We start from the raw sequence: 23,624 nt of genomic DNA on the forward strand, positions 1-23,624 counted from the left end.
TAACGATATAACCATGCGGCCACAGCTCGCCGAGTCGCTCTGCAATGCACGTGAGCACGCGGCCGATAAGCATATGGCGAATCGTTGGTTGGGCGCGTGCGGGCAAGACCCTAAGATGGACTTGTCTCCTCCATAAATCTCCTTAGACATGGGACTCGGCCTCGCTACGCAAGTGGTGGGGCCTTTTTTTCGTGGGTCGCCGGCGGACGATGTGCCATTGCGGTAATGCCGATTGCATGCGCGTGCGTGGTAGCCGCTTCACGATGACGCCGCTTTTTGCATGCTACGATGCCCGCAGTGATTTTCCGCGAGATCGAGCCCAGCATGGCAACCCTGTATGACACGCTCGGCGTGCCCGCGCACGCCACCGACGACGAAATCAAGCGGGCTTACCGCAAGGCCGCGATGAAGTGGCATCCGGATCGTAATCACGGTGCCGAGGACGTGGCGCGCGCGGCGTTCCAGGAAATCAAGGACGCGTACGCGATCCTGTCGGATGCCGAGCAGCGCAAGGTCTACGACACTGTCTACGCTGAGCAGATGCGCGAGTGGGAGGCGCAGCACACGCGTCGGCAACGCGCGCAGGCGAAGCGTGAGGCGGCGGCGCGCGCAGCCGACGAAGCCGCGTACGCGGAGATGGTGTCGATCGCGATCCGCTTCGCCGACCAGGGCCACAATCGCGACGTGCTGTTCGGCGTGCTGCTCGGACGGCAATGCGAACTCCAGCGCGCCGCGCAGATCGCCGACAGCGTCGCGGCGTTGCAGGCGGCGCGCCGTGACGAGGCGGACGCCTCGCAAAATGCCCAACGCGCAGGGAAGGCGGCGAAGGGCGCGGAAGCGGCGCAAGCTGAGGCGGCCGAGCCCGAACTGGCGAAAACCGCGCACGATACCGGCACGGCTTCAGAAACCGCTTCTCACGACACGCCGCATGTCAAACGCGCGAATCACGCGAAGCGCGACGAGACCGCGAGCGACATCCATCCGGCCGGCGCGCTCGGCAATCTGTGGTTCCAGTTCCTCAACAGCCTGAAATTCTGACGTGTCGCGACGACCCGGGTCGCCCGCGGCAACCTCATTCGAGGCAACGCCTGCCGCGTATACCCTTACCCCCAGGTCCGCGCGCTGGCGACCGCGACCGGACAAGCCGAGCGCGCCGAACCGCCGGTACGGCGGCAGCATCGCTTGATCTGGCAAATATTCAAAAAGGGTGCTGAAAGTGGGGGCAGGACACTGGTACACTGCCCATCGTTCGCAAAGTTGTGCTCTGTGCCCCGGACTCGAGATAGCTGGCGCGAATCCCGTGGCGCAAATAAAAAAGACGCAGTAGTGTCACGGGGGCGCAAGACTGGAGCGGCACAATTCCGCCCAGAGGCTAAATAAAAAAACATCGGTACGGGGTAAGCGTGTCCAGAAAATATAAGGTGTTGTTTCTCTGCCGCGATAATTCGATCCGCAGCATCATTGCAGAAGCTTTACTTCGCGAACTGGCGGGGCACCGGTTCGAGGCGTTCAGCGCGGGCCCTGAACCGGCCGCGCGCCTTCATCCACTTGCGGTCGCGCAATTGCAGCCCGGCATTTCGGGGCGCGCGGTGCTGAGCCCCAAAAGCTGGCTGGAATTCACCGGTGAATGGGCGCCGCGCATGGATATCGTGATCGCGCTCGACGAATTCGTCGGCGGACTGCATGCGCCGGTATTTCCCGGCGCGCCCGCGTTCGTCTATTGGACCATTGCCGATCCGCTTGCGGGCGGCCACGGGTCCGCTGACGAGCAGGCCCGTCTTTTCGACAAGACCTTCTGGCAGATCGTGCGGCAGGTCAGCGCGTTTATCGAACTGCCGCAATATGCGCAGCCTGCGTCGAATCACGCGAATCACGCGAATATCGCCGATCCGGCGAATGCCATCAATGCGGGGAATACGGTGAATGCCGCGAATACCGTGAATATGCCAGGCGGTGGCGCAAAACCGGTGCGTGGCACGGCGGTTCGTTTCGAATCCGCAGCCATGGTGTCCGCGCCTTCATGCGCGGCGGCCTGCACCTAGCGGTTATTCGGGCGCGCGAGCCGCGTGCCGGCGAACGGGTCATTCGACCAGTCCACCTGTTTTTTCGGTTGGGTTTTCGGTTGGGGTGCGGGCGCCGGCTTTGCGGCCAATTCGAAATGCTCAATGCTCTGGCCGGCACTAATGGCTTGCTTCAACCATTGCGGCATTTCGCCATTGCCATCCCAGCTGTCTCCGGTCGCATTGCGATAGCGCTCAGCTTTTTTGGCCAATGACTCGGTTGCCAGCGCCGCGGCGAGGTCTTCTGGCCTGATACCAAACTCTTCCATGCGATGGCGGAGATACGCAATCATGCTATCTCGCTTCCTTTCGTCCATAGGATATTTGTCCTTCTAAAACGTGCAGCGTACTGTCGAAGACAGATTGCGGGGAAAAAGCTGCGAAGCGTCGAGCCCGACTGAATGGGGCCGCCCCGCGGTGGGGTTGTCAATTGACGGAAATGCCATGTGCCGGGTTAAAAAACGTTGCTCCCCGAATTGCAGTACGGCCTCGGACAAAGACGGCCGCTGGAACAACCGGCCCTCGAACAGAGAGTCTCGATCAGCAAATATTTCAGCATGTCGCAGCGCGGCGAACGAGGCCGGTAAGCCTGACGTTCGCGATGAAAAACTCTGAGTCTCGATGCAATGATTGCGAATGGATGGAGTCACTCCACGCTGTCCGTCTTTCACCGGACTTTCGTCGATGTGCGGGTTCGCTATTTTGTGCTTTGTAGCAACATCATAACGCAATGCGCGAGCAAAGCACGCTTAGTTCACGTTGAATTTATCAGTGAATGCGGTTTATCGAACGGTGCGGACGATCGGTCACTCTGCTGGAAGCTCCTGGATTGAATTCCGGGTGGCGCGACCTATAAAAGAAAGACGAAAAGCTGCGCAACGCAGACTTACAACCGCCTTATGCGCACCGATTCCGCCGACGCTCCGGGAAAGCGTCGAGCATCGGTTGCCAGCGCGGTAATTCTTCATCTGTTTAGTTCGGTGACCCGTCGCAGCAGTAGCGCATTGGCATCGACCCGTTCCTCGGCCCCATTGGGCAGGCTGGCTGTTCGCGGATCAATTCTTGTGGAGGACGAACACTGCTGCGCCGGATCGAGGAGTCCGGAAATGAGAGCACGTATATTGATGATTGCCGCGACCGCCGTCCTGTTTCTGGTACCGGGGAAAGCCGCCGCGGAGGAGCTGAGCGGCCAGGCGGACCCCGGCATGTCAGGTCGCGCGATGATGCAGTTCAATGCGAACGAATCGGCGCAGGCGACGACCGACATGTCCTACGGTCGGAGCTGGGACCCGCGCGAGCAGGGCGTGCGCAACGCGTCGTATGGCGGTGTTGCGGCGGGCGAGTCGCAAGCGGGTGGCCGGCGCAGCCAGTCCTGCTCGTTCAGCACTGAGTGCAAAACCTATTTCGGTCAATGACCGGTCCGCGAGCGGCAGCAGGGCGCGCCGGATGAGCGCGCCCGCAGTGGGGCGCCGCCCGCCGCCACAGTGCATGCGCTTCACCGCAAGCGCATGCCATTTCACGAGAATGCCAATTCCCGCGGAACATCAGCGCTGCGCTCGCCGAGGCGCGCGACGATATCGTCGACGCCGGGTGCCGTGGCGCGGTTTTCCGCCGGATCGTAGTAACCGCGGAACACTTCTAGCAGAGCGCGCCATGACCCATGCCAGCGCGTTTCGCGTAGACAGACGCCGGTCGGATCGGCAATACGCAATACGCCGTTGTCCGGATAGAAAGTGAGCGTGACGAGACGGCCGTCGATGACGCAGGCGGCGGTGCAGGGGCGAGTCGTGACCATGTGTGTGGTGTCCTTTCGATATTCCAATGTTTGTGCGTTAAACGCCGACGCGAGCTACAGCAAACGCTGTGCCTGCGATGCCACATGACTGTGACCTCGACGGCAAAATTCGCTCGATCGATCCGGCCGTGTGCGCAGTATTCCAATGATTGACGACAATTTTTTGTATTCGTCGCGAAGTGATGCGCAATAGCGTCAGTCTCATCCATTAAGGGTTTATGCTGAGTCGTTCGCCGATTGCCAATTCGTCCACAGTCGAAACAACGACCATCATATTTTTATGGCAAATGAATCGCCACTCGTCATAAAAGATTTGACGCAGCAAGCCCGATTAATCCGGAATTGCGATGCGCGATCCCTTATCTTGCCATTCCTTTACCCGTTTGCTAGCATCCCCGAGACAGTTTGAAATAGTCATAACGTAGGGCAATTTCCGGACCCACTTACATTGGGTCGCCCGGTGGTCCATCTCGTTGCGAGGCACCTGTTATGGCTAGCTCTCAACCCCTGCGCTGATGCTTCGCGAACGCGTGCGCAAAGCCGCGCGGGCTCTTTGGCGCGCGGTCACCCGCTACCACGCGCTTTTCACGCGCAGTTTTGCGAGACAAATCGGCGCATCAGAAAACGAACCGTTATTGGTTTCAAAAAGTGCGTACCCCGTCTCATAAAAGCGATTAATAGTCCGTTTTCCTTTTTATTCGAAGCGACCGCAGTTGCCGCTGCTGCGCGTAGTACGCGATCTGCGACAAACCATTTGCCGTAACAACGACGCAATCAAAAGGAGCAGTTCATGGCTTCCAATACAACGGGCTCCGGGCTCATGCGGGCGAAGGCGATCACGGTTGCGTTAGCGGTTTTGGTTGCGGCGGCGGGTTCGGCGTTCGCGCAGGACAACGCGGCGTCCGCGCCGGAACAGCGGGCAATCGGCGCCGCCGCGCTGCTGCACGTTCAGGCGCGCGTCGTCGCGATCGATCCCGCGACGAACAGCGTGACGCTGCGCGGCCCCCACGGCGGCGACGAAACCTTCGACGTGAATCCGCAAGCCGCCGACGTCAGCAAACTGCATATCGGCGACATGGTGATGATTGCGTACAAAAAGGCGCTACTGGTCGGCGTCGACAAACTCGCGCCGAGCGGAATTCGCCAGCGCATCGATACCGAAGTCACGCAGCCCGCGGCCAACGGTGTGGTTGCATCGGCGCGGCGCGTCGAAGTCGTGGCGACAGTGCGCAAGATCGATCGCAAGCAGCGCACGATCACGCTGCGCGGGCCGTCGCGCACCGAAACGCTCGACGTGGCGCCGGATATTCCGCTCGAAAAACTGAAGGTCGGCGATTCGGTGCGCGCGGTGTTCGTGTCGGCTATCGCGGCGTCGGTGTCGCGCAACGGCGCGGACGTCAAATAACGGCGCTCGGGAAGGCTTAAATAAACTACGCTGAAGCGTATCGAGGCGCGCGGAGTCGAACCGCAACCGGGGGTTCGATGGCGCGCGCCGGCCATCGCGGCTCGGGTTTCACCAGGGTCATCGCGTCGCGCGCGAAGGAGCGGGGAATGGAACAGAGCGAAACGGAAACCACTGCCGAATCGGAGCGCAAAAGGCTCGTCCGCAGCAAGATCCACGTGGGCCTCGCGGCGGTCGGCACGTTGTCGTCGGTGTTCGGGATCGGCATAGCGATCATCGGCGGCATCAACTTCGACCGGACCAAGGTGCTGGTCGGTGTCGGCATCATCGTCGTGTCGACCATTCTGTATGTGTCGATGCTTTTCGTCGCTGCCGATGACTAGCATCTTCGCTTCCCATTAGCGCTCGATCCCGCTGCCGATTCACTTTTGCTATCGCCCCCTCCGATAGTCGAATTGGTGGTGCATCGCACCGCCCGTATATTGACTGCAGCGATATACAACAACTCGATGGCGCGCCGCACGGCGGCCCACAGGAGCACAGCAATGAATCGGATCGATCTGGAGGGGCGCGCGGTCGTCATCACCGGCGGCGCGCGCGGCATCGGCTACGCGGTCGCGCAGCGGGCGTTGCAGTCGGGCGCGTCGGTGGCGTTGTGGGACGTTGATAGCGAACGCCTCGCGCGCAGCCAGCGCGAGCTGAGCGAACTCGGCAAGGTCAGCGCCGTCACGGTCGAGCTGACCGACGAAGCCGCGGTCCAGCAAGCCACCGCGCAAACGGTCGCCGAGCACCGCTCGATCGACGTGCTGATCAACTGCGCGGGCATCACCGGCGGCAACGGCACGACGTGGGAGCTCGAGCCGGACCTGTGGCGCCGCGTGATCGACGTGAATCTGATCGGCCCGTACCTGACCTGCCGCGCGGTCGTGCCGCAGATGCTGAAGCAGGGCTATGGCCGCATCGTCAATATCGCGTCGGTGGCGGGCAAGGAGGGCAATCCGAATGCTTCGCACTACAGCGCGTCGAAAGCGGGCTTGATCGGGCTCACCAAGTCGCTCGGCAAGGAACTCGCGACCAGAAACATCCTCGTCAATGCGGTCACGCCTGCCGCGGCCAAGACCGAGATCTTCGATTCGATGTCGCAGCAGCACATCGACTACATGCTGTCGAAGATTCCGATGAACCGTTTCCTGCTGCCGGAAGAAGCGGCGTCGCTGATCCTGTGGCTGTCTTCCGAAGACTGCGCGTTCAGCACCGGCTCGGTGTTCGATCTGTCCGGCGGCCGCGCCACTTATTAATCGCGCTGCTCGAGCATTGCACACGCGTCGAACGCGCGTTGTCGAGCCGCTTCGACGCCTCTCTCACGGAGCCCTTTCATGGCCATGCCTACCATCCGGCACGTGCGTGCCTTCATCGTTCGCGGCGGCGGCGCGGACTATCACGACCAGGCCGGCGGGCACTGGATCGACGATCACATCGCGACGCCGATGGCGCGTTATCCCGAGTACCGTCAGAGCCGCCAGTCATTCGGCATCAACGTACTCGGCACGCTGGTCGTCGAGATCGAGGCGAGCGACGGCACCGTGGGCTTCGCGGTGACGACCGGCGGCGAGATCGGCGCCTTCATCGTCGAGAAGCATCTCGCGCGTTTTCTCGAAGGGCAACTCGTCACCGACATCGAGAAGATGTGGGATCAGATGTACTTCGCGACGCTGTACTACGGGCGCAAGGGCGTCGTGCTCAATACGATTTCCGGCGTCGATCTCGCGCTGTGGGATCTGCTCGCGAAGGTTCGCAAGGAGCCCGTGTATCAACTATTGGGCGGCCCGGTGCGCGACGAGCTGGTGTTCTATGCGACCGGCGCGCGGCCCGATCTCGCGAAGGAGATGGGCTTCATCGGCGGCAAGCTGCCGTTGCAGCACGGTCCCGCGGAAGGCGAAGACGGACTCAGGCAGAACCTCGAGAAGCTCGCCGATATGCGTTCGCGCGTCGGCGACGACTTCTGGCTGATGTACGACTGCTGGATGAGCCTCGACGTGCGCTACGCGACGCGGCTCGCGCAAGGCGCGCACGAATTCGGCCTCAAATGGCTCGAGGAATGTCTTCCTCCCGACGAGTACTGGGGTTACGCCGAACTGCGCCGCAACGTGCCACGCGGCATGATGGTGTCGACCGGCGAGCACGAGGCGACGCGCTGGGGCTTCCGGATGCTGCTGGAGATGCAGTGCTGCGATCTGATCCAGCCCGACGTCGGCTGGTGCGGCGGCATCACTGAGCTAATCAAGATTTCCGCGCTCGCCGATGCGCACAACGTGATGGTGGTGCCGCACGGTTCGTCGGTGTACAGCTATCACTTCGTCGTCACGCGCCATAACTCGCCGTTCTCCGAGTTTCTGATGATGGCGCCGAAAGCCGACGAAGTCGTGCCGATGTTCAACCCGCTGCTGCTCGACGAGCCTGTGCCGGTGAACGGGCGCATGAAGGTGCCGGATACGCCGGGCTTTGGCGTGCGGCTCAATCCGGAATGCGCGCTGGTGCGGCCTTATCAGCATTGAACGAGTTGAATGCTTTGAACGTAGGCCGAACGGCGAACCCTGGCAAAGGAGACTAAGGTGCTGCTCAAGGACAAAGTCGTGATCGTCACCGGCGGCTCGCGCGGCATCGGACGCGCAATCGCGGTGGCCTGCGCCCGCGAAGGCGCGGCCGTGGCGATCAACTACTGGGGTGACAACGACGCATCGTATGGCCGCCGCTCGGCGGTCGAGGAAGTGGTCGGCGAAATCGAGGCTTTGGGGCGGCGCGTGATCGCGGTGGAAGGCAACGTCGCGGCGCGCGATACCGGTCAGGAGCTGGTGCGCCGTACGGTCGACGCGTTCGGCAAGGTCGACGTGCTCGCGAGCAATGCCGGCATCTGTCCGTTCCACGCGTTTCTCGACATGCCGGCCGAGGTGCTCGAATCGACGGTCGCGGTCAATCTGAACGGCGCGTTCTTCGTCACGCAAGCGGCCGCGCAACAGATGAAAAAGCAGGGCAGCGGCGGCGCGATCGTCGCGACGAGTTCGATCAGCGCGTTGGTGGGTGGCGGCATGCAGACGCATTACACGCCGACCAAGGCCGGCGTGCATTCGCTGATGCAGTCGTGCGCGATTGCGTTGGGGCCGTACGGCATCCGCTGCAACTCGGTGATGCCGGGCACGATCGCGACCGATCTGAACGCCGAAGATCTCGCCGACGAAGCAAAGAAGACCTATTTCGAGCAGCGCATTCCGCTCGGCCGCCTCGGGCATCCCGACGATGTCGCCGATTGCGTCGTGTTTCTCGCGTCGGACCGCGCGCGCTATGTGACGGGCGCTGCGCTGCTCGTCGACGGCGGCCTGTTCGTGAACCTGCAATAAGCGACGCGCGATGCGGGCGTCAATTGACCGTGGCGGGCGCAGTCAGCGTGCCGGGTGCGATGGCGGGATTGTCGCGCGCGAGGTTGCGCGAGAAGCCACGCAGCAGATCGATCAAGCGCAGCGCCGGCTCGGCGAGCGGCTCTTCCTTGCGCGTCAGAATGCCGAAACCCGCGAGGCTCTTGCCGATTTCCAGCGGCAGCGCGACGAGCAGCCCGCCGCGCACATGATCGCGCACGACCGATTCCGGCAGCATCGCGACCGCATCGTAGTTTTCGAGCAATTGCAGCGTCGCGAAGATCGATGCGCATTCGGTCAGATTGACTGGCGTGGCGAGCCCCGCGCGCGCGAGTTCTTCCTCGAACAGCACGCGCGCCGGACTCGTGATCGGCTGCGCCACCCACGGCCACGCAACCAGTTCGCGCAACGTGATGCGCGTGCGCCGCGCGAGCGGATGCACGGCGCGCACGACCAGCAGCAGCGTTTCGCGCGCGAGCGGCTCGAAACTGAAGTCGTTGTGCTGCAAAGGATTGGTCAGGCGCCCCAGGGCGAGATCGACCTCGCGGCGATGCAGCAATTGCACGACCTGGTCGCTCGTTTCGCCGAGGATGCGCACGTTGAGCAGCGGGCTTTCGGTCTTCAGCACGGCGACCGACATCGCCAGCAGATCGGGCGCGGCGCCCATGATCGCGCCGACGGTCAATTGCCCGTGACCGCCGCGGCGTTTGACATCGAGGTCTTCGGCGAAGCGTGTGAGTTCGGCAAGCGCGCGGCGCGCGTAAGCGAGCGTGACGACGCCGAGCGGCGTCGGCGTCATGCCGCGGGCGTTGCGCTCGAACAGCAGAAAGCCGAACGCTTCCTCGATATCGCCGAGCATGCGGCTCGCGCTCGGTTGCGCGACGTTGACGGCCTCGGCGGCATGATGCAGGTTGCGGGTGTCGTCGAGCGCGACGAGCAGGGCGAGATGCTTGAACTTGAGACGATTGACCAGTGCGACGGCGGCTGAATGTTGGCTCATGGTGCCAGTAGAGGTGCCCGTGCGATTCGGTTTATGGATCGCCCAATCCCAACAACGGATTGAGAGGCTATCGATGCAGGAATTATAGTCGTTCGAAGAAGTCGACAGGAGACAGGCCGCAATGGAGACGATCGCTTTCCGGATGGTACTGAACCCCGGCATGCGCGAAGAATACGAACGGCGTCATACGGAGATCTGGCCCGAGCTCGTTGACGCATTGCACAACGCCGGCGTGCGCGACTACCGCATTTTCTTCGACCCCGACACGCATCATCTTTTCGCGGTGCTTTCGCGCACCAGCGATCACACGATGGATCAGTTGCCGCAACTCGACGTGATGCGCAAATGGTGGGATTACATGGCCGACATCATGCAGACCGCGCCCGATCACACGCCGCTGTCGCAGACGCTCGAACCGGTCTTTCATCTCAGTCATTGAGGTGCCGCATGCAGGTTGTCGATTCGCATATCCATCTGTGGGATCTGAAAACGCATCGCTATCCGTGGCTGGAGAATCCGGGCGTGTCGTTCGTCGGCGATGCGCGGGAGCTGAAGGATGACTATCTGCTCGAGCATCTGCTCGGCGAAGCGGGCGACATCGACGTGCTGAAGCTCGTGCACGTCGAAGCGAATCACGATCCGGCCGATCCCGTCGAAGAAACGCGCTGGTTGCAGTCGATCGCGGATCGCGACGCGTCGCGCGGCATGCCGAATGCGATCGTCGCCGCTGTCGATCTGTCCGCGCAGAACGCACCGGCGTTGCTCGAAGCGCATGCGTCGTTCGCGAATACGCGCGGCATCCGGCAGATTCTCAACGTGCACGACAACAAGCTGTTCGATTACGTCGGCCGTCACTATATGCGCGAGCCGCAGTGGCGCGAGCATTTCGCATTGCTGCGCCGGTTCGATCTGTCGTTCGACCTGCAAATCTATCCGTCGCAGATGGAAGAGGCGGCCGCGCTCGCGCGTGCGCATGCGGACACGCTGTTGATCGTCAATCATGCGGGCATGTTCGTCGATCGCAATAGCGTGGCCGGTTATCGCGCGTGGCGCGATGGCATGCGCTTGCTGGCGGCCTGTCCGAACATCGCGGTGAAGATCAGCGGACTCGCGATGTTCGATCATCACTGGACCGTCGAAAGCCTGCGCCCGTATGTGCTCGAAACGATCGATACGTTCGGCGTCGAACGCGCGATGTTCGCGTCGAACTTTCCGGTCGACCGGCTGTTCGGTTCGTACACGGATTTGTGGCACGCGTATGCGTCGATCGTTGGCGATGCGAGCGAGGCTGAGAAAGACGCGCTGTTTCGGCGTAACGCGGAACGGTATTACCGGATTTGACGCGCCGCCGCGTCGAGCAGAACACAGCCGAAAAAAAGGAGACACGCAGTGCAGCCATCCCCATCCGCGGTGCCGCGACTCGAATTGCGGCACGCGAGCAAATCCTTCGGCCGGGTGCGCGCGCTGTCCGACGGCGACCTCGTGCTGTGGCCCGGCGAGGTGCATGCGCTGCTCGGCGAGAACGGCGCGGGCAAATCGACAGTCGTGAAAATTCTCGCCGGCGTGCATCAGCCCGAGGCCGGCGAATTGCTGGTGAACGGTGAGCCGCGCCGCTTCGCGACACCCGCCGAAGCCCGTGACGCCGGACTCGCGGTCATCTATCAGGAGCCGACGTTGTTCTTCGATCTGTCGATCGCGGAGAACATCTTCATGGGCCGGCAGCCGGTCGATCGCTTCGGCCGCATCCAGTACGACGCGATGCATCGCGAAGTGGACGGACTGCTTGCGTCGCTCGGCGTCGAACTGCGCGCGGATCAACTGGTGCGAGGTCTTTCGATTGCGGATCAGCAGGTGATCGAAATCGCCAAGGCGTTGTCGCTGAACGCGAGCGTGCTGATCATGGATGAACCGACGGCCGCGTTGTCGCTGCCTGAAGTCGAGCGGCTGTTCGCGATCGTGCGCAAGCTGCGCGAACGGGACGTCGCGATTCTGTTCATCACGCACCGGCTCGACGAAGTGTTCGCGCTGACGCAGCGCGTAACGATCATGCGCGACGGCGCGAAAGTGTTCGACGCACTGACCGCCGATCTGAGCACCGACGCGATCGTCGCAAAGATGGTCGGCCGCGATCTGGAAACGTTCTATCCGAAGGCCGATTGCACGCCTGGTGAAGTGCGTCTGTCGGTGCGCGGCTTGACGCGCATCGGCGTGTTCAAGGACGTCTCGTTCGACGTGCGCGCGGGCGAGATCGTCGCGCTCGCGGGTCTGGTCGGCGCGGGACGCAGTGAGGTCGCGCGCGCGATCTTCGGTATCGATCCGCTCGATGCGGGGGAAGTGTGGCTGTCCGGCAAGCGGCTCGACACCGGCAAGCCCGCGGCCGCGGTGCGTGCCGGGCTCGCGCTGGTGCCGGAGGATCGTCGCCAGCAAGGCTTGGCGCTGGAACTGAGCATCGCGCGCAATGCGTCGATGACGGTGCTCGGCCGGCTCGTGCGGCATGGTCTCATTTCGACGCGCAGCGAAACGCAACTCGCGAACAAATGGGGCACGCGGCTGCGCCTGAAAGCCGGCGATCCGAACGCGCCGGTCGGCACGCTGTCGGGCGGCAACCAGCAGAAGGTCGTGCTCGGCAAATGGCTCGCGACCGGCCCGAAAGTGCTGATCATCGACGAACCGACACGCGGCATCGACGTCGGCGCAAAAGCCGAGGTCTACAGCGCGCTGGCCGAACTCGTACGCGACGGCATGGCCGTGCTGATGATTTCGAGCGAGTTGCCCGAGGTGCTCGGCATGGCCGATCGCGTGCTCGTGATGCACGAAGGCCGCATCAGCGCGGAGATCGCGCGCGCCGACGCGAACGAGGAGCGGATCATGGGCGCCGCGCTCGGTCAGGGACTCTCACCATTGGGACGTGCAGCATGATGCGCCATTCGACCCATCCCGCGCCGGTCCAGCAATCGCTGCCGAAACGTTCGGCCGCTTCGTCGGGCGGTCTCGTCGCGAGCATCGCGAAGAGCCGCGAAACCACGTTGTTCGTCGTGCTGATCCTGCTGATCGCGGGGACCGGGCTTGCGAAGCCGCAGTTCCTGAACATGCAGAATCTGCGCGACGTGCTGCTGAACGTGTCGATCATCGGGCTGCTGACGGCGGGCATGACCGTCGTGATCCTGATGCGGCATATCGATCTGTCGGTCGGCTCGACGGTGGGTGTCAGCGCGTATGCGGTAGGGAGTTTGTACGTTGCGTTCCCGCATATGCCGGTGCTCGTCGCACTGGCCGCGGGACTCGCGATCGGGCTCGTCGCGGGCGGCATCAATGCGCTGCTCGTCGCGGTGGGGCGCGTGCCTTCGCTCGTCGCGACGCTGTCGACGCTGTACATCTTTCGCGGCGCCGATTACGCATGGGTGCACGGCGGCCAGATCAACGCGACCAGTCTGCCCGACGCGTACTCGCGGCTCGCGACCGGCACGCTGTTCGGTATTCCGACGCTCGCGCTGATCGCGGTCGTCGTGCTTGCCGGCCTGTCGGTGTATCTGAAGCAGTTTCGCGGCGGTCGCGAGCACTACGCGATCGGCTCGAATCCGGAGGCCGCGCGGCTCGCGGGCGTCAACGTCGAGCGTCGCGTGATGTCGGGCTTTTTGTTGTCCGGCGCGATTGCGGGCTTTGCGGGCGCGTTGTGGCTCGCGCGCTTCGGCACCGTCGATGCGAGCACCGCGAAGGGCATCGAATTGCAGGTCGTCGCGGCGGCGGTGGTCGGCAGCGTCGCGATCACGGGCGGCGTCGGCACGATCCTCGGCGCGACGCTCGGTGCGCTCGTGCTCGGCGTGATCAGCATCGCGCTGGTCGTGCTGCACGTGTCGCCGTTCTGGGAGCAGGCGATCCAGGGCGCGCTGATCGTCGCCGCGATCGCCGCCGATACGCTGCTGGCCCGCTCCGTCGCCAAACGCATGATGAGGAAACGCGATCATGGCTAAACCCGATTCCGCGCTGCTGACGCGCAAGCGCGAAACGCCGCTGCAATGGGAAGTATTGCTGGTGATCGTGCTGATCGTGTCGCTGGTGTTGGGGCGCTGGCTGTCGCCGGTGTTTCTTACCGGCGCGAACCTGAGCAACGTGTTCGCCGATCTGACCGAGATCGCGCTGATGGCGCTGCCGATGACGCTGATCATCGTCGCGGCCGAAATCGATCTGTCGGTCGCGTCGGTGCTGGGCGCATCGAGCGCGTTGATGGGCGTGCTGTGGCACATGGGTCTGCCGATGCCGGTCGTGATCGTGCTGGTCCTGATCGCCGGCGCGATGGCGGGTCTGCTGAACGGCCTCGTGATCGTCAAGCTGAACCTGCCGTCGCTCGCGGTTACGATCGGTACGCTCGCGCTGTTTCGCGGTCTCGCGTATGTGCTGCTCGGCGATCAGGCAGTCGCGGATTTTCCGGCCGCGTATACGGCGTTCGGCATGAACACGCTTGGGCCCACGTTCATTCCGTTGCCGTTCGTGATCGTGATCGTCGCGGCCGTGCTGTTCACCGTGCTTTTGCAAGCCACCGCGTTCGGCCGCAGCCTCTATGCGATCGGCGCGAATCCGACCGCCGCCGCGTTCTCCGGCATCGAGGTCGCGAAGATCCGCTTGCGTCTGTTCGTGATGTCGGGTCTCGTCAGCGCGCTCGCGGGCATCGTCTATACGCTGCGCTTCACCAGTGCGCGCGGCGATAACGGCGAGGGCTTCGAGCTATCGGTGATCGCGGCGGTGCTATTCGGCGGCGTCAGCATCTTCGGCGGACGCGGCTCGATGGTCGGCGTGCTGTTGTCGCTGCTGATCATCGGCGTGCTGAAAAACGCGTTGACGCTCGACGACGTATCGAGCGAAACGCTGACCATCGTGACCGGCGTGCTGCTGCTCGCGTCGGTGCTGATTCCGAACCTCGTCGCGCGCTGGCGTGCGGCGCGCGACCGGCGTTTCATCGCGAAGTCCGCAGCAGCGTCTTCTTCATCCTAGTGGTCACCGTTCGTACGAAGCTCCCAAGGACCGATAACCCGGCCCCCTCTCTGTCCAACAACAACGCAGGAGACACTTCATGTTCAAACCTCTACGTCACACCGGCATGGCCGCGCTATGCGCCGCGTTGCTCGCGATCAGCTGCGGCGGCGCGTTCGCGGCGGACCTGAAAAGCGGGTTGAAGATCGCGTTCTTGCCGAAGCAGATCAACAACCCCTATGAAGTGATCGCCGACGACGGCGGCCTCGCCGCGATCAAGGAGTTCGGCGGCATGGGCAAGGCGGTGGGACCGTCGGATGCGGGAGCATCGTCGCAGGTGTCGTACATCAATACGCTGATCACGCAGCACCAGGACGCGATCGTGATTGCCGCAAACGATGCGAACGCGGTCGTGCCGTATCTGAAGAAAGCGATGGGGCAGGGCATCAAGGTCGTTACGTTCGACTCCGATACCGCGCCGGAAGGCCGCCAGTTGTTCGTCAATCAGGCGAACGCGGAAGGCATCGGCCGCGGCCAGGTGCAACTGGTCGCGAAGCTGATGGGCGGCGAGGGCGAGTTCGCGATTCTGTCGGCGACGCCGAACGCGACCAACCAGAACACGTGGATCAAGTGGATGCAGGAGGAACTGAAGAAACCGGAGTACTCGAAGATCAAGCTCGTCAAGATCGCTTACGGCAACGACGACGATCAGAAGTCCTTCGTCGAAACCCAGGGCCTGCTGCAGGCGTATCCGAACCTGAAGGCGATCGTCGCGCCGACGACGGTCGGCATCGCGGCGGCGGCGCGCTATATCTCGTCGTCGTCGAGCAAGGGCAAGGTGGCGGTGACGGGCCTCGGCACGCCGAACCAGATGCGCGCGTTCGTGAAGAACGGCACCGTGACCGCATTCCAGCTGTGGGACCCGAGCGAGCTCGGCTATCTGGCCGCGTACGCGGCGGCCTCGCTCGCGTCGGGCAAGATTTCGGGTAAGGAGGGCGAATCGTTCGATGCCGGCAAGCTCGGCAAGCGCACGATCGGCGCGCAAGGCGAAATCATTCTCGGACCGCCGACCACGTTCGATGCGAGCAATATCGACAAGTACAACTTTTGAGCTTCGGCGACGCCGACTGTCCACTTGACCGCCGTTGGCGGCGCGTGGGCAGTTAGCGCATCAGTACGAGCGTTCGCGTGCGGTCTGCTCAGCGGCGGATCGCGAAACGCTGTCCATACGCGGCGGGCGATGATCCGCTTCCCCATACCTCGCCATCGATCAATTCCCTTGTCACATCCTCGCCAGGCACCCGCACGTTCACGCGCGCGGCGGCCTCGCGATACAGCTGCGTCTGGTTGATGCGCTCGGCGATCGCTTCGTAATCGTCGCGCGCATCGATGATCCCCCAGCGCTCGAACTGCGTAAGGAACCACGCGCCTTCGATTGGATGCGGATAGTTGACCGCGCCGTCGTCGAAGAAACGCATCGGCAGGCGGCGCGGGTGCGCCGTGTCGACGTGGTCACCAAGGCGCGTCGCGATCAGCGATTCGTCGATACCGATGTAGTCGGACCGCGCAAGCCAGCGCGCGATCTCGTCGCGATGCCCGGCGCCGTCGAGCCAGCGGCACGCTTCGAGCACGGTCTGCACGAGCGCGCGCGTCGTGCGCGGATGCGCGTCGATGAAATCGCGTCGGCAGGCGAGCACTTTCTCCGGATGCTCGGGCCACACCTCGCTGGTATAAGCGATGGTTCTGCCGACGCCGTGCGCCTCGGCCATCGCATTCCACGGCTCGCCGACGCACAGACCGTCGAGCCGGTCTTCGGCGAGCGCCGCGACCATTTGCGGCGGCGGAATCGCGACGCTGTCGATGTCGCGCAATGGATCGACGCCTTGCGCCGCGAGCCAGTAGTACAGCCACATCGCGTGCGTGCCGGTCGGGAAGGTGTGCGCGAACACCGGCTTGCGGCCGAGCGTCGCGAGCGCCTCGCGCAAAGTCCCGTGCTTCGCGAGCGCCTCGGCGAGCCGATTCGACAGCGTGATCGCCTGGCCGTTGCGGTTCAGCACCATCAGCACGGCCATGTCGGTGCGCGGTCCGCCGAGGCCGAACTGCACGCCATACACAAGCCCGTAAAGCGCGTGTGCGGCGTCGAGATCGCCCGACAGCAGCTTGTCGCGCACGGCGGCCCACGACGGCTGGCGGCACAGTTCGAGCGTGAGTCCGTGCGCATGGCCGAACTCGAGCAGCTTCGCGGCGATCAGCGGCGCCGCGTCGGACAGCGCGACAAAACCCAGCCGCAGATGGGTCTTTTCAGGCGGCGCGGCAGAGGCCGCCGCGGTGACGGAAGTGGCTGGATTCATGAGCGCATCATTTGAGCGAGCCGGCCGACGCGACGACCTCGCCCGCGACCTCGGCGAGTTTGACGCCCTGGTTCATCGCGCGTTTGCGCAGACTCGCGTAGGCGGCCGGTTCGGTGAGTTTCTGCTGATCCATCAGCAGGCGTTTCGCGCGATCGATCAGCTTGCGCTCGGCCAGTTCGTTTTCGGCCTGGGCGAGCCGCTCGCGCAATTGCGACTCCTGCGCGAAACGCGCTAGCGCGACTTCGAGAATTGGCGCGAGCCGCTCGGTCGCGAGGCCTTCGACCAGATACGCGGTGACGCCCGCGTTGACCGCTTCGCGGATCAGTTGCTGGTTCGCGTCGTGGCTGAACATCAGCACGGGGCGCGGCGCGGTCGCGTGCATCACGGCGAGTTGTTCGAGCGTATCGCGCGACGGCGACTCCGTATCGATGATGATCACGTCGGGCCGCTCGTCCTGCACCGCGCGATGCAGCGCCTGCGGCGTCGCGGTGCCGGCCAGCATTTCGCAGCCGAGACAGGCGAGCGCGTCGCGCAGATCGCCGATGGGTTTGTCGGTGTCGGTGACAAGAAGAACGCGCAGCATGGAGTCAGGGGAAGGGACATCTGACTACCGGTAAAGCAATGGATATGCCAGTCACCGCGCGACGGGGATTGGCGACGCGTGTGAACAGCGTTGCGCGTAAAAATACGCGGGCCGATTGGGATTTTCTTGCTGGCGATGGCTGCGAATCATCCGCGAACGAGGTGTGCGGCCACGTCGGTCGCGCTGCACCGGCACGGGGCATGCGGGACAGCGGACGCCCGATGCACCGAAGCGGCGCATCGCGTACGAAACGGTCGAGGCTCAAAGGCTCAAAGGCTCAAAGCCTCAAAGCCAGCGCGAATAACTGCGTGGAGAAAACAGCAAGGTCACCGCCATCATCGCGGCGATGCAGCCGCCGAGCATGATCCACGCGGCGGCGAACCCGCCGCTCCAGCCGCGTACGATGCCGGCGACGAGCGGCGTGACGGCCGCGACGATAAAGCCGACGCCCTGCGTGAACGCGACCAGCTGGCCGGCCACGCGATAATCGCTCGAATGATCCATCGCGGTCACGAGCGTCAGCGAAAACACGCCGCCGAGCCCCGCGCCCGCGATGCCGACCCATAGCAGCGGCGCGGCGTCGGGCTGTGCGATCAGGCCGAGCACGCCGGCCAGTTGCGCGGACAAGCCAAGCATCAGCCACGGTCGGCGATCGCGGAACGACGCGGCGGCCAGCGGCAGCAGCAATGCCGACGTGGCCTGGAAGACCGTCATCGCGGCGAGCAGCGAGCCGCTCGCTGAGACGCTCATGCCGCGCTGCTGATAGAACGCCGGCAGCCACGCGACCAGACTCGTATAACCGCCGTTGACGATGCCGAAGTACAGGCCGAGCGTCCACGTGCGCTGAGTGGTCCACGGCGAGAACGCCGGCGCGGGCACGGCAGGGGTGCGCACGGCGATGTGGACCACGGCATGCCGCCGCGTCAACAGCCACCAGCCCGTGAGCGCGACGCAGGCCGGCAGCGCCCACACCGCGAGCCCCGCATGCCAGGAATGCATCGCGCGGCTGACCCACGGACTCAGACTCGCGCCGAGGCCGCCGCCGCCCATGATCGACGCGGAGAACACGCCCATCGCGAGTGGCACGCGGGCGTGGAAACGCTGCTTGATGACGGCGGGCAACAGCGCCTGAATCGCGGCGACGCCGGCGCCCGCGAGCAGCGCCGTCGAGAGCAGCGTGAAGCCGCTCGACGCCAGCCAGCGCGCCGCGCATGCAAGCGCGATCGCGACGAGGCCGAGCGCGACTCCGCGCGTTTCGCCGACGCCGCGCGTCAACGCCGCCGCGCCGAATGCGCCGACGCCCATCGCGACGACCGGCAGGCTGGTCAGCAATGACGCGCCGTAGAAGCTCAGGCCGGTCGCGTCGCGAATCGTCGTCATCAACGGGCTGATCGAGGTCAGCAATGGCCGCAGATTGATGCCGATCACGACGATCGCGCCGAGCCACGCGAGGTCGTGCCATGTGAGCGCGGCGCGGGCGCGGTTTGCGGAGGTACTGTGGGGAGCAGCGCTGGTGGGCAAATTCATGGCGAGCCTGAGAGCCGGACTGCGGAAAACGTTGCAGTCTCCGTTTTGGTCAACCATAGTAACCGAATATGGTTAACCATTTGCGCGAATGTCCGGTATAAGCGGCGGCGTAGCCAGGCAGATTGGCGTCGTGCGCGGGGCATCGCTAGAATGCTGCGGCGTTGTTCCGTTCTTGTTTTCCACCGTCCACGGTCACTGAAATCATGGCTGCGCGTTCCCCGCGTTCTTCCTCTGCCGAATCCGCTTCATCCGCTTCCCCTGCGAGCGGCGACGCCTCGCCGAACGTCGAAGAGCGCATTTATGCGTCGATTACCTCGGCCCTGCTGCAGGGGCGTTTGCGGCCCGGTGCGCAACTCGTCGAGCGCGATCTCGCGGCCGCGTTCGGCTGCACGCGCGGCGCGCTGCGCAAGGTGCTCGCGCGGCTGGGCTTCGAGGGCAAGCTCGTGCTCGAGGCGAATCGCGGCGCGTTCGTGCCGTCGCCGTCGGAGGAGGACATTCGCCAGGTGTATCGGGCGCGGCAGATCGTCGAGGCGGGCATCGTCGCATCGCTTTGCGGTGCGCTGAGCGCCGCTCATAAACGGCGCTTGCGCGCGCATGTGCGCAGCGAGGAAAAGGCGCTGCGCGCGGGCGCCATCGATGAATCCGTGCGCCTCGCCGGCCAGTTTCACGTGCTGCTGACGGAGCTGGCGGGCGGCACCGAGTTGCTTGGACTGGTCGGGCAACTGGTCGCGAAGACCGAGTTGTACAAGGCGCTGTTCGATCCGTCGAAGGGTTCGAGTTGTTCCGCCGATGAGCATGCGCGGATCATCGACGCACTCGATGCCGGCGACCTGCAAGCCGCGTTGACGGCGATGCGCGAGCATCTGTCGGAGCTGGAGGAGCGGGTGGTCGAGCAGGTGCGCAAAAGCGCGGATGGGGAGGATCTGGGGGCGGTGTTCGGAGTTTAGCGAGACGCGCCGCGACGTGCGTGGTCGCCCAAGCGGCGCGCCGTCAGATTCCAGTCAAGACGCCGCGCGTTCGTTCGAGCAGAACGCGGAGCCGCATGGTCGGGCGCGAGTCTGTAGGGCCTCGCGCTGACTCTCGAGGTTCGGGCGGGCTGCCCGCGTCACCTGCAATGGCATCGCAGGTACGCAGGGCGGCGCCGTCACCACTGCTTATCTACGCCGCGCACCCTGCGACGCCGGTCGTGGCGCACCGCCACCGCTCGGGCGTTCGTCCTTGTGGCGGAAATTGATCCGCCCCTTGGTCAGGTCGTAGACCGACATTTCGAGCGTCACGCGATCGCCCGCGAGAATACGGATATGGTTCTTGCGCATGCGTCCGGACGCATAAGCGCCGACCACGACGCCGTTGTCGAGCGTCACGCGGTAGCGGCTGTCCGGAAGCACTTCGTCGACGATACCGTCAAGTTCAATCAGTTCTTCTTTCGCCATGCATCACTCCTGGTCGATGGGATAAAGGGGAAATCGGCCGCGGGCATTGCGAGCGGCGCGACTGTGGATTCGTTGGAAAAGCAGCGGCGCCCAAACGCACGCTGCGCGACATGAGTGACGCGCCGATGACGCCGCTCAAAGATCGGTGACCGACTGACCGCTCACCTGGCCGTCGATCAGCCGTTCCGCATGCGCCATGCACGCGATGCGCGCCTTGCCCATGCCGTCGAACGGAAACAGATACTGCAGACGGAACACCCGGCCGTCGGCCGCCGGATTGGCGCCGACGCGGCAGATGCGCACCGATGCGTCGTAACCGGCGCCCGGATTGCGCGTCGCTTGCGCGCCCGGCGGGCGGCGCGGATAAACGAGCGGGTGAATTTCGTAACCCTTGTAGGTCTTGACTGCTGAATTCATGAAAACGTGTCCTGTATTGCGTGGTCCGCGCGCCGCGTGCGGGGCGCTGCTTCCGGCAACGTCTGCTCGAGGCGTCGCGACGCGGACCGGCGGCGCAGCACCCGATGGGCGCGCCGCGATGAAAATGGTTGGCACAGGCCCGCTAGACCCGGCGGGCTCAATGACAATGGCTCGAGCGGTCGCGCGAAAACGCGGATTCGACCGAAAACGCTGAAGCGGCGCGCCAATTCGTGCGCCGGACGCATGATGCTGAACGACCGCTCGGTGTACTTCTCGCGACGGCGAATGCGGACGGCGCATTGCCGGAGTGACGGGATCGCCGATAAGGGGCGGTCGAACTGTCGGGGGTGGTGCGGAGATGCCGGGTTGAGACTGCCTGGTGCTGCCAGTGCTATATGGGTGCGAGGTGCAACTATTGCAATATGATGCCTGAAATAGGGCTGATTGGATAGTGCAAACTTCAGTGCACGGCCGGAACGCCCGCCTGGCGGGGCTTCGCGGGCGTCAGCGCGACGTCTCGGCGACGCGCTTCTGCAATTCGCGCGCGGCCGCCAGCGGCAAGCGCGCATCGTCCCAGCCGGCCAGCCATTCGACTTCCTTCGCCGTGAAGACCTGACCATAGTTGCGCAGTGCGTACTGCAGCGAATCGATGACGTGATTGCGAATGATCTCAGGCGTACGCGTGTCGTCGAGCACGGCGCGAAGCGCTTCGAGTGTGGCCATCGGTCGGCTCCGTTCGGTTGGATGTCGGTGGTTCAGCGTTTATCGCACGAAAAAAATGCGCTCGCGAGGTGGACAAAATTGCCGTCCGGCGGCGATTCGCGGCGCCAGCGCGAGGCCGCTACAATGGCGGCTTCCTGAATGGCGGACCGAGCGTGCGCGCCGAAGCCTGCTGCTGGCATCTGGCATCGTCGGCATTCGCGATCGCGCGCCGCCTCCTTCGAACCTCGCGTTTTTTCCTTGCGCAACCCGAACGTGTCTCCTGTCAAAGACCTGCTGTTAAAGCGCTACGCGCCGATTGCCGACGGCATCGCCGCGCTGCTCTATCCGTGCGCCGAAGTGGTGATTCACGATCTGCGCGATCAGACCATCGCGTATCTGGCGAACAATCTGTCGCGGCTCGAGGTGGGCGCGCCGTCGGTGCTCGACGACGCGCACTTCGCGGCGCGCGGCCAGACCATCGGTCCCTACGAGAAACTGAACTGGGACGGGCGCCGCATGCGCTGCGTGAGCAACATCCTGCTCGACGACGATGGCAAGCCCGCCGGCATCCTGTGCGTGAACTTCAACATCGCGGTGTTCGAGGACGTGCGCTCGACGCTCGATCTGTTCATCAAGGGCGGCACGATGACGGACGCGCCAGGCGACGATCTGTTCCGCGACGACTGGCAGGACCGCATCAACACGTATCTGCACACGTGGTTGCGCGACCGGCAGATCGGCATCAATGCGCTGACGCGCGAGCACAAGCGTGAAATCGTCGAAGCGCTGCACGCGCAGGGCGCGTTTCGTGGCCGCAGCTCGGCGAACTACGTGGCCGCGGTGCTGACGATGGGTCGCGCGACCGTCTACAAGATCCTGAAGCAGATGAAAGAGGGCGGCTGAGTTCAGGCGCGCGGTGCTTGAAAATGCTTCGATGACGCTCAAAATAAGGACATACGCGATGCGCTACCGACATTACAAAGGCGGCCTTTACGAACTGGTCTGCGAGGCCACGCTCGAATCGGATCCGACGGTCACGATGATCGTCTACAAGGCGGCCAATGGTACGATCTGGACCCGTCCAGCGACGGTGTTTTTCGAGCTGGTCGAGCAGGACGGCGTCAAGGTCCCGCGCTTCGCGCCGCTCGATGAGTTCAACAACGAAGCAGATGCGTCCCGCTCGGACTAACGCATGCTGCCTTAACGACAGGAACAGGAAAACCGAATGCGTCTTTTGCTTGCCATCATTCTGCCGTGGTTGCAGTTTTTCACGATCGGCCGTCCGTTTGCGGGCATCATCTGCCTGATTCTGCAAATCACGGTGATCGGCTGGGTGCCGGCGGCCATCTGGTCGGTGTATGCGCTGAGCCAGTACAACACGGACAAGAAAATCGCCCGCGCGATGGGCAATGGGCGGTAACACGCAGCGTCTGAAGCGTCGGCGAGTGTGGGCGCGTCGCGCTCACGCTCGTGCCATCATTCACCCCACCGGTATTACGACCGCATCCGGCACTTCGATCACCACGTCGGTTTCCGCGATCGCCACGCACGGCAGGATATAACCGTCCGCCTTTTCCTCACGGCTCACCCCGGGCCATTCAATCGAATAGCGCACACGCCCGGACGTCATCCGGCACAAGCAGGTGCGGCACGTGCCGTTGCGGCACGAACGCGGCAAACGCAGATTCGCGAAAGCGGCGGCTTCGAGAATCGTCAGCGAATCGGGCGCTTCGAAGCTCTGGCCGAGCGGTTCGACGCGAACTACAGGCGGGCGGGTGGGGGTGGACATCGTGCAGGTTAGTCACTTGGTGCGCGACACTTTACACGGGATGGGACGCCGCTTGATACCGCACTGCAACATAGGCAAATCAGTCGTGTTGTCAAGAAAAAATCGGGGAAATCTTGCACCTGGCCCGAACTCGTCTAAAGTGAATCAATTCACCTCCGCGTGGCGCGAACTGACTATGCCGCGTTGA

The 23,624-nt window shown here is 63.8% G+C and carries 28 protein-coding genes; 18 read left to right on the plus strand and 10 right to left on the minus strand.

Annotated features, from left to right (window positions below; translation table 11 throughout):
- The first annotated feature begins 324 nt into the window (after window positions 1-324).
- Complete coding sequence (locus AB3X94_RS11070) at window positions 325-1,038, plus strand: J domain-containing protein (protein ID WP_176106229.1); 714 nt, start codon at window positions 325-327, stop codon at window positions 1,036-1,038.
- 365 nt (window positions 1,039-1,403) lie between these two features.
- Entirely contained in the window at window positions 1,404-2,042 is a 639-nt protein-coding gene (locus AB3X94_RS11075) for an arsenate reductase ArsC (RefSeq protein ID WP_368611529.1), read from the plus strand.
- Here AB3X94_RS11075 and AB3X94_RS11080 read toward each other — a convergent pair.
- On the minus strand, window positions 2,039-2,377 hold the full coding sequence (locus AB3X94_RS11080) for an H-NS family nucleoid-associated regulatory protein (protein ID WP_176106227.1): 339 nt from the start codon (window positions 2,375-2,377) through the stop codon (window positions 2,039-2,041). The two genes, AB3X94_RS11075 and AB3X94_RS11080, sit on opposite strands and share 4 nt — an antisense overlap.
- A gap of 789 nt (window positions 2,378-3,166) precedes the next feature.
- Between AB3X94_RS11080 and AB3X94_RS11085 the strand changes: the two genes are divergently transcribed.
- The gene (locus AB3X94_RS11085; protein ID WP_176106226.1) at window positions 3,167-3,475 is read left to right on the plus strand and encodes a hypothetical protein; all 309 of its coding nucleotides are present in this window, start codon (window positions 3,167-3,169) and stop codon (window positions 3,473-3,475) included.
- A gap of 101 nt (window positions 3,476-3,576) precedes the next feature.
- Here the strand turns inward: AB3X94_RS11085 and AB3X94_RS11090 are convergent, their stop codons facing one another.
- On the minus strand, window positions 3,577-3,855 hold the full coding sequence (locus AB3X94_RS11090) for a hypothetical protein (protein ID WP_176106225.1): 279 nt from the start codon (window positions 3,853-3,855) through the stop codon (window positions 3,577-3,579).
- Between the two features lie 790 nt (window positions 3,856-4,645).
- Between AB3X94_RS11090 and AB3X94_RS11095 the strand changes: the two genes are divergently transcribed.
- From AB3X94_RS11095 to AB3X94_RS11115, 5 genes are all read left to right on the plus strand, one after another.
- Window positions 4,646-5,260 carry a copper-binding protein gene (locus AB3X94_RS11095; protein WP_368611530.1) on the plus strand — a complete coding sequence of 205 codons (615 nt, stop codon included), beginning with the start codon at window positions 4,646-4,648 and terminating at the stop codon, window positions 5,258-5,260.
- A 146-nt stretch (window positions 5,261-5,406) separates the two neighbouring features.
- Window positions 5,407-5,640: a hypothetical protein gene (locus tag AB3X94_RS11100; RefSeq protein WP_018434370.1), complete on the plus strand. Its 234-nt coding sequence runs from the start codon at window positions 5,407-5,409 to the stop codon at window positions 5,638-5,640.
- 162 nt (window positions 5,641-5,802) lie between these two features.
- Window positions 5,803-6,555 carry an SDR family NAD(P)-dependent oxidoreductase gene (locus AB3X94_RS11105; RefSeq protein ID WP_176106223.1) on the plus strand — a complete coding sequence of 251 codons (753 nt, stop codon included), beginning with the start codon at window positions 5,803-5,805 and terminating at the stop codon, window positions 6,553-6,555.
- A gap of 78 nt (window positions 6,556-6,633) precedes the next feature.
- The gene (rhmD, locus tag AB3X94_RS11110; RefSeq protein WP_368611531.1) at window positions 6,634-7,812 is read left to right on the plus strand and encodes an L-rhamnonate dehydratase; all 1,179 of its coding nucleotides are present in this window, start codon (window positions 6,634-6,636) and stop codon (window positions 7,810-7,812) included.
- A gap of 57 nt (window positions 7,813-7,869) precedes the next feature.
- Window positions 7,870-8,652, plus strand: coding sequence for an SDR family NAD(P)-dependent oxidoreductase (locus AB3X94_RS11115; protein WP_368611532.1), 783 nt, complete (start codon window positions 7,870-7,872; stop codon window positions 8,650-8,652).
- 19 nt (window positions 8,653-8,671) lie between these two features.
- Here the strand turns inward: AB3X94_RS11115 and AB3X94_RS11120 are convergent, their stop codons facing one another.
- Window positions 8,672-9,667 (minus strand): LysR family transcriptional regulator, encoded by a 996-nt coding sequence (locus AB3X94_RS11120; protein WP_368611533.1) that lies wholly within the window; start codon window positions 9,665-9,667, stop codon window positions 8,672-8,674.
- Between the two features lie 121 nt (window positions 9,668-9,788).
- Between AB3X94_RS11120 and rhaM the strand changes: the two genes are divergently transcribed.
- The 6 genes from rhaM (at window position 9,789) to rhaS (ending at window position 15,746) form a co-directional block, all read left to right on the plus strand.
- Window positions 9,789-10,106 (plus strand): L-rhamnose mutarotase, encoded by a 318-nt coding sequence (rhaM, locus tag AB3X94_RS11125; RefSeq protein WP_176106219.1) that lies wholly within the window; start codon window positions 9,789-9,791, stop codon window positions 10,104-10,106.
- Between the two features lie 8 nt (window positions 10,107-10,114).
- Window positions 10,115-11,008 carry an amidohydrolase gene (locus tag AB3X94_RS11130; RefSeq protein ID WP_368611534.1) on the plus strand — a complete coding sequence of 298 codons (894 nt, stop codon included), beginning with the start codon at window positions 10,115-10,117 and terminating at the stop codon, window positions 11,006-11,008.
- A gap of 48 nt (window positions 11,009-11,056) precedes the next feature.
- Window positions 11,057-12,586, plus strand: a complete 1,530-nt coding sequence (locus AB3X94_RS11135) for a sugar ABC transporter ATP-binding protein (protein WP_368611535.1) — start codon at window positions 11,057-11,059, stop codon at window positions 12,584-12,586.
- On the plus strand, window positions 12,583-13,638 hold the full coding sequence (locus AB3X94_RS11140; protein ID WP_368611536.1) for an ABC transporter permease: 1,056 nt from the start codon (window positions 12,583-12,585) through the stop codon (window positions 13,636-13,638). Before AB3X94_RS11135 ends, AB3X94_RS11140 begins: the two co-directional genes overlap by 4 nt.
- A complete protein-coding gene (locus AB3X94_RS11145) occupies window positions 13,631-14,656 on the plus strand; it encodes an ABC transporter permease (RefSeq protein WP_368611537.1) in 1,026 nt (341 codons plus the stop codon). Before AB3X94_RS11140 ends, AB3X94_RS11145 begins: the two co-directional genes overlap by 8 nt.
- A 79-nt stretch (window positions 14,657-14,735) precedes the next feature.
- Window positions 14,736-15,746, plus strand: a complete 1,011-nt coding sequence (gene rhaS / locus AB3X94_RS11150; RefSeq protein WP_368611538.1) for a rhamnose ABC transporter substrate-binding protein — start codon at window positions 14,736-14,738, stop codon at window positions 15,744-15,746.
- Between the two features lie 88 nt (window positions 15,747-15,834).
- Here the strand turns inward: rhaS and AB3X94_RS11155 are convergent, their stop codons facing one another.
- The 3 genes from AB3X94_RS11155 to AB3X94_RS11165 all read right to left on the minus strand — a co-directional run bounded on the left by AB3X94_RS11155 (window position 15,835) and on the right by AB3X94_RS11165 (window position 19,096).
- Window positions 15,835-16,986: a CmpA/NrtA family ABC transporter substrate-binding protein gene (locus tag AB3X94_RS11155; RefSeq protein ID WP_368611539.1), complete on the minus strand. Its 1,152-nt coding sequence runs from the start codon at window positions 16,984-16,986 to the stop codon at window positions 15,835-15,837.
- 7 nt (window positions 16,987-16,993) lie between these two features.
- Window positions 16,994-17,569 carry an ANTAR domain-containing response regulator gene (locus AB3X94_RS11160; protein ID WP_368611540.1) on the minus strand — a complete coding sequence of 192 codons (576 nt, stop codon included), beginning with the start codon at window positions 17,567-17,569 and terminating at the stop codon, window positions 16,994-16,996.
- 285 nt (window positions 17,570-17,854) lie between these two features.
- Entirely contained in the window at window positions 17,855-19,096 is a 1,242-nt protein-coding gene (locus tag AB3X94_RS11165; protein ID WP_368611541.1) for a cyanate transporter, read from the minus strand.
- Window positions 19,097-19,299: 203 nt separating this feature from the next.
- On the opposite strand from AB3X94_RS11165, the gene AB3X94_RS11170 reads away from it, so the two are divergent.
- Complete coding sequence (locus tag AB3X94_RS11170; protein WP_368611542.1) at window positions 19,300-20,043, plus strand: GntR family transcriptional regulator; 744 nt, start codon at window positions 19,300-19,302, stop codon at window positions 20,041-20,043.
- Window positions 20,044-20,250: 207 nt separating this feature from the next.
- Here the strand turns inward: AB3X94_RS11170 and infA are convergent, their stop codons facing one another.
- The 3 genes from infA to AB3X94_RS11185 form a co-directional block, all read right to left on the minus strand.
- Window positions 20,251-20,529, minus strand: coding sequence for a translation initiation factor IF-1 (infA, locus tag AB3X94_RS11175; RefSeq protein WP_008924062.1), 279 nt, complete (start codon window positions 20,527-20,529; stop codon window positions 20,251-20,253).
- Window positions 20,530-20,664: 135 nt separating this feature from the next.
- Window positions 20,665-20,946, minus strand: a complete 282-nt coding sequence (locus tag AB3X94_RS11180; protein ID WP_176123919.1) for a hypothetical protein — start codon at window positions 20,944-20,946, stop codon at window positions 20,665-20,667.
- A 504-nt stretch (window positions 20,947-21,450) separates the two neighbouring features.
- A complete protein-coding gene (locus AB3X94_RS11185) occupies window positions 21,451-21,669 on the minus strand; it encodes a hypothetical protein (RefSeq protein ID WP_176106207.1) in 219 nt (72 codons plus the stop codon).
- Between the two features lie 237 nt (window positions 21,670-21,906).
- Here AB3X94_RS11185 and AB3X94_RS11190 point away from each other — a divergent pair, with 237 nt between their 5' ends.
- Genes AB3X94_RS11190 through AB3X94_RS11200 form a run of 3 tightly spaced genes read left to right on the plus strand, consistent with a single transcriptional unit; the run spans window position 21,907 to window position 23,068 of the window.
- Window positions 21,907-22,551, plus strand: coding sequence for a transcriptional regulator (locus AB3X94_RS11190; protein WP_026228479.1), 645 nt, complete (start codon window positions 21,907-21,909; stop codon window positions 22,549-22,551).
- A gap of 58 nt (window positions 22,552-22,609) precedes the next feature.
- Window positions 22,610-22,837, plus strand: a complete 228-nt coding sequence (locus AB3X94_RS11195; RefSeq protein WP_176367186.1) for a DUF1653 domain-containing protein — start codon at window positions 22,610-22,612, stop codon at window positions 22,835-22,837.
- A gap of 36 nt (window positions 22,838-22,873) precedes the next feature.
- A complete protein-coding gene (locus AB3X94_RS11200) occupies window positions 22,874-23,068 on the plus strand; it encodes a YqaE/Pmp3 family membrane protein (protein ID WP_013092013.1) in 195 nt (64 codons plus the stop codon).
- A 60-nt stretch (window positions 23,069-23,128) separates the two neighbouring features.
- On the opposite strand, the gene AB3X94_RS11205 is transcribed toward AB3X94_RS11200, so the two are convergent.
- Entirely contained in the window at window positions 23,129-23,437 is a 309-nt protein-coding gene (locus AB3X94_RS11205) for a 2Fe-2S iron-sulfur cluster-binding protein (RefSeq protein ID WP_368611543.1), read from the minus strand.
- Window positions 23,438-23,624 lie beyond the last annotated feature (187 nt).

This window comes from Paraburkholderia sp. BR10923 (assembly GCF_040948765.1).
GTDB classification, from domain to species: domain Bacteria; phylum Pseudomonadota; class Gammaproteobacteria; order Burkholderiales; family Burkholderiaceae; genus Paraburkholderia; species Paraburkholderia youngii.

Excerpts from the sequence above, each read along its gene's own strand:
- AB3X94_RS11070 (WP_176106229.1), top strand. The coding sequence starts at position 325 with ATGGCAACCCTGTATGACACGCTCGGCGTGCCCGCGCACGCCACCGAC.
- AB3X94_RS11080 (WP_176106227.1), bottom strand. The coding sequence starts at position 2,377 with ATGGACGAAAGGAAGCGAGATAGCATGATTGCGTATCTCCGCCATCGC.
- AB3X94_RS11085 (WP_176106226.1), top strand. The coding sequence starts at position 3,167 with ATGAGAGCACGTATATTGATGATTGCCGCGACCGCCGTCCTGTTTCTG.
- AB3X94_RS11090 (WP_176106225.1), bottom strand. The coding sequence starts at position 3,855 with ATGGTCACGACTCGCCCCTGCACCGCCGCCTGCGTCATCGACGGCCGT.
- AB3X94_RS11095 (WP_368611530.1), top strand. The coding sequence starts at position 4,646 with ATGGCTTCCAATACAACGGGCTCCGGGCTCATGCGGGCGAAGGCGATC.
- AB3X94_RS11100 (WP_018434370.1), top strand. The coding sequence starts at position 5,407 with ATGGAACAGAGCGAAACGGAAACCACTGCCGAATCGGAGCGCAAAAGG.
- AB3X94_RS11105 (WP_176106223.1), top strand. The coding sequence starts at position 5,803 with ATGAATCGGATCGATCTGGAGGGGCGCGCGGTCGTCATCACCGGCGGC.
- rhmD (WP_368611531.1), top strand. The coding sequence starts at position 6,634 with ATGGCCATGCCTACCATCCGGCACGTGCGTGCCTTCATCGTTCGCGGC.
- AB3X94_RS11120 (WP_368611533.1), bottom strand. The coding sequence starts at position 9,667 with ATGAGCCAACATTCAGCCGCCGTCGCACTGGTCAATCGTCTCAAGTTC.
- rhaM (WP_176106219.1), top strand. The coding sequence starts at position 9,789 with ATGGAGACGATCGCTTTCCGGATGGTACTGAACCCCGGCATGCGCGAA.
- AB3X94_RS11130 (WP_368611534.1), top strand. The coding sequence starts at position 10,115 with ATGCAGGTTGTCGATTCGCATATCCATCTGTGGGATCTGAAAACGCAT.
- AB3X94_RS11140 (WP_368611536.1), top strand. The coding sequence starts at position 12,583 with ATGATGCGCCATTCGACCCATCCCGCGCCGGTCCAGCAATCGCTGCCG.
- AB3X94_RS11145 (WP_368611537.1), top strand. The coding sequence starts at position 13,631 with ATGGCTAAACCCGATTCCGCGCTGCTGACGCGCAAGCGCGAAACGCCG.
- rhaS (WP_368611538.1), top strand. The coding sequence starts at position 14,736 with ATGTTCAAACCTCTACGTCACACCGGCATGGCCGCGCTATGCGCCGCG.
- AB3X94_RS11155 (WP_368611539.1), bottom strand. The coding sequence starts at position 16,986 with ATGAATCCAGCCACTTCCGTCACCGCGGCGGCCTCTGCCGCGCCGCCT.
- AB3X94_RS11160 (WP_368611540.1), bottom strand. The coding sequence starts at position 17,569 with ATGCTGCGCGTTCTTCTTGTCACCGACACCGACAAACCCATCGGCGAT.
- AB3X94_RS11165 (WP_368611541.1), bottom strand. The coding sequence starts at position 19,096 with ATGAATTTGCCCACCAGCGCTGCTCCCCACAGTACCTCCGCAAACCGC.
- AB3X94_RS11170 (WP_368611542.1), top strand. The coding sequence starts at position 19,300 with ATGGCTGCGCGTTCCCCGCGTTCTTCCTCTGCCGAATCCGCTTCATCC.
- infA (WP_008924062.1), bottom strand. The coding sequence starts at position 20,529 with ATGGCGAAAGAAGAACTGATTGAACTTGACGGTATCGTCGACGAAGTG.
- AB3X94_RS11180 (WP_176123919.1), bottom strand. The coding sequence starts at position 20,946 with ATGAATTCAGCAGTCAAGACCTACAAGGGTTACGAAATTCACCCGCTC.
- AB3X94_RS11185 (WP_176106207.1), bottom strand. The coding sequence starts at position 21,669 with ATGGCCACACTCGAAGCGCTTCGCGCCGTGCTCGACGACACGCGTACG.
- AB3X94_RS11195 (WP_176367186.1), top strand. The coding sequence starts at position 22,610 with ATGCGCTACCGACATTACAAAGGCGGCCTTTACGAACTGGTCTGCGAG.
- AB3X94_RS11200 (WP_013092013.1), top strand. The coding sequence starts at position 22,874 with ATGCGTCTTTTGCTTGCCATCATTCTGCCGTGGTTGCAGTTTTTCACG.
- AB3X94_RS11205 (WP_368611543.1), bottom strand. The coding sequence starts at position 23,437 with ATGTCCACCCCCACCCGCCCGCCTGTAGTTCGCGTCGAACCGCTCGGC.